General features: G+C 75.1%; 3 protein-coding genes. All 3 read right to left on the bottom strand.

Annotated elements, in window-relative coordinates; genetic code table 11:
• Positions 1–1,087 (bottom strand): ABC transporter ATP-binding protein (locus HLB09_RS14850; protein ID WP_171204107.1); only part of this gene is annotated, 1,087 nt, incomplete at its 3' end.
• Entirely contained in the window at positions 1,084–2,058 is a 975-nt protein-coding gene (locus tag HLB09_RS14845; protein WP_322790205.1) for an ABC transporter permease, read from the bottom strand. The genes HLB09_RS14850 and HLB09_RS14845, both read right to left, overlap by 4 nt.
• A complete protein-coding gene (locus tag HLB09_RS14840; RefSeq protein WP_409373015.1) occupies positions 2,055–3,053 on the bottom strand; it encodes an ABC transporter permease in 999 nt (332 codons plus the stop codon). The genes HLB09_RS14845 and HLB09_RS14840 overlap by 4 nt, the downstream gene beginning before the upstream one ends.
• Positions 3,054–3,165 lie beyond the last annotated feature (112 nt).

Below are 3,165 nucleotides of genomic sequence, written 5' to 3'. Positions count from 1 at the left end.
CCGTCGTCGCCGCCTCGGGCACGGCGGGGTGGACGCAGCGCGCGAGGTGGTCCTCCGGCAGACCCGGGTGCCCGGCCAGGGCCAGCCCGGGGTCGGCGCACGCGCGGTCGGCGTGCGCGCAGCGCGGGGCGAAGGCGCAGGCCCGCGCCCACGGCAGCACGTCGCGCGGCGTCCCCGGGATGGGACGCAGCGGCTCCCCCCGCGAGGAGTCCAGCCGCGGCACCGAGGCGAGCAGCCCCTCGGTGTAGCGGTGCGCCGGCCGGGCGAAGAGCTCGCGGCGCGGCGCCGTCTCGACGACGCGGCCGGAGTACATGACCGTGACGTCGTCGCAGAGGCCCGCGACGACGCCCAGGTCGTGCGTGATGAGCAGCATGGCGGTCCCGGTCTCCCCCACGAGCCGGCGCAGCAGCTCGAGCACCTGCGCCTGGATGGTCACGTCGAGCGCCGTCGTGGGCTCGTCGGCGATGAGCAGCCGCGGCTTGCAGGCCAGGGCGATGGCGATGAGCGCGCGCTGGCGCATGCCGCCCGACAGCTGGTGCGGGTAGTCGCGCAGCCGTCGGCGCGGGTCGGGGATGCCGACCCGCCGCAGCAGGTCCTCGGCCTCCTCGCGCGCGGCGGCGCGGTCGGCGTCGGTGTGGGTGCGCAGGACCTCGGTGACCTGCGTCCCGATCGGCACCACCGGGTTGAGGGAGCTCATCGGGTCCTGGAAGACCATCGCCATCTGGTCGCCCCGGAGCCCGGCGAGGCGCCGCGGCGCCATCCCCAGCAGCTCGGTGCCGCCGAGGCGCACGGAGCCGCCCACGCGGCTCGAGCGCCGCGGCAGCAGGCCCATGACGGCGAGCGAGGTCACGGACTTCCCGCTGCCCGACTCCCCCACGAGGCCCATGACCTCGCCGGGGCGGACGGAGAGGCTGACGCCGTCGACGGCGCGCGCGGGCTCGCTGCCCCGGCGCAGGAAGTCGACGGTGAGGTCGCGGACCTCGAGCAGGGGCTCGGCGCCCCGCGCGGGGTCGTCGCCGGTCGCTGGTGGCACGTCGCTCCGGTCGTCGGGGGCGCCCGCGCCGCGCGAGGGCGGGTGCGGGCTCATCGGCGGAAGGTGGGGTCGAGGGACTCGCGCAGCGCCTCGCCGAAGAGCGTGAAGCCCAGAGCGGTGACGGCGATGCAGACGCCCGGCAGGACGGCCAGGTGCGGGTCGGTGGCGAGGCGGTCCTGCGCCCGCACGAGCATCCGGCCCCACTCGGCGACGGTCGGGTTCGGGTCGCCGAGGCCGAGGTAGGACAGCGCCGCCACCTCGATGATCGCCGTCGCCAGCGTGAGGGTGCCCTGGACGATGACGGGGCTGAGGGAGTTCGGGAGCATGTGGCTCATGACGACCCGACGGCGTCGCAGCCCCAGCGAGGAGGCCGCCAGCACGTAGTCGCTGCTGCGCTGGCCGAGCATGGAGCCGCGCAGCAGACGGGCGAAGATCGGCACCTGCGCGGCTCCGATGGCGATCATGAGGGCGGTCGGGCTGGGGCCGATGACCGCGGCGACGCTGACGGCCAGCAGGAGGCTGGGGATCGACAGCATGATGTCGACGACGCGCATGACCGCCACGTCGACGGCGCCGCCGAAGGCGCCGGCCAGCAGGCCGAGCGCCGCGCCGAAGCCCAGCCCGATGACCGTCGACACGACCCCGATGACGAGCGACTGCCGCGCGCCGTAGACGAGCTGCGTGAAGAGGTCCGACCCGAAGCTGTCGAGGCCGAGCAGGTGCTCGTCGCTCGGCCCGGGCACCGACGACGGCGTCACCTGGTTCGCCCACTGCGCGCCCGCCGGGGCGTACGGCGCGATGAGCGGCGCCAGCAGGGCGACGAGCGCGAAGACCAGGACGATGACGGCGCCGGCGATCGCGCCGGGGTCGCGCCGCAGCCGCCGCCAGGCGCCGCGCCACAGGCTGGTGCCGCGCTCGTCCTCGGCGACGGGCTCGAGCGCGAGCTCGGCGGGCGTGCCCGCGGGCGGGTCGTCCTCCGGGGCGCCCGGGGGCCCCCCGGCCGGGGGCAGGTGGACGCCGCTCACGAGACGCGCACCCGCGGGTCGATGACGCCGTAGCCGACGTCGACGACGAGGTTGACGAGGGCGTAGACGAGCGCGATGAAGAGGATGAAGCCCTGCAGCACGGGGTAGTCCAGGGTCGAGATGGAGTCGAAGAGGTAGCTGCCGATGCCGTTGATGGCGAAGACCGTCTCGGTGAGCACGGCTCCCGACAGCAGCAGGCCCGTCTGCAGGCCCACGGTCGTCAGCACCGGCAGCAGCGCGTTGCGCAGCACGTGGCGGCGGCGCACGAGCGAGCGCGCCAGCCCCTTGGCCTCGGCCGTGCGCACGTAGTCCTGCCCCGTCACCTCGAGGACCGAGGCGCGGGTGATGCGCACGATGATGGCCAGCGGGATGGTGCCGAGCGCCAGCGCGGGCAGCACCAGGTGGACGACGGCGTCCCACGAGGCGTCCCACTCGCGCGTCAGCAGCCCGTCGAGCACGTAGAAGTTCGTCACGTGCGTCGCGTCGATCCGCGGGTCCTGGCGGCCCGCCGTCGGCAGCCAGCCGAGCTGCACCGCGAAGACGAGCTTGAGCAGGTAGGCGAGGAAGAACACCGGGATGACGGTGCCCAGCAGCGAGCCGCCCACGAGCGTGGTGTCGAGGGCGCTGCCGTGCCGGCGGGCCGCCACGTAGCCCAGCGGGATGCCGAGGACGACGGCGACGAGCAGCGCCGCGACCGCGAGCTCGATCGTCGCGGGGAAGCGCTGGAGGAAGCTCTCGAGCACGGGCTCGCCCGTGCGCGACGACGTCCCCAGGTCGCCCGTCAGCAGCTTGCCGAGGTAGGTGAGGTACTGCGCCGGCAGGGGGCGGTCGAAGCCGTAGGCCTCGGTGATGCGCTCCACCGCCGCCGGCGTGGCGCGCTCGCCGAGCAGCGTGCGCGCCGGGTCCCCGGGCAGCGCCCGCAGCCAGGCGAAGAGGAGCACCGAGAGGCCGAGCAGCACGGGGACGACGAGCGCCAGGCGGCGGAGCAGCTGCAGCGGGACGTCGAGCAGGGCTTCCCCTACCTGCCCGCCGGGTCGCAGCTCGTCCTCGATCGGGTCGCGCAGGAGCTCGTGCTCGACAACGTGCGCTCGTCCCTCCGCTCGACGA

Source organism: Pseudokineococcus marinus, assembly GCF_013004605.1.
Lineage (GTDB): Bacteria > Actinomycetota > Actinomycetes > Actinomycetales > Quadrisphaeraceae > Pseudokineococcus > Pseudokineococcus marinus.
The sequence above is the reverse complement of the archived record's forward strand: the minus strand, read 5'-3'. Positions and strand labels throughout refer to the sequence as shown.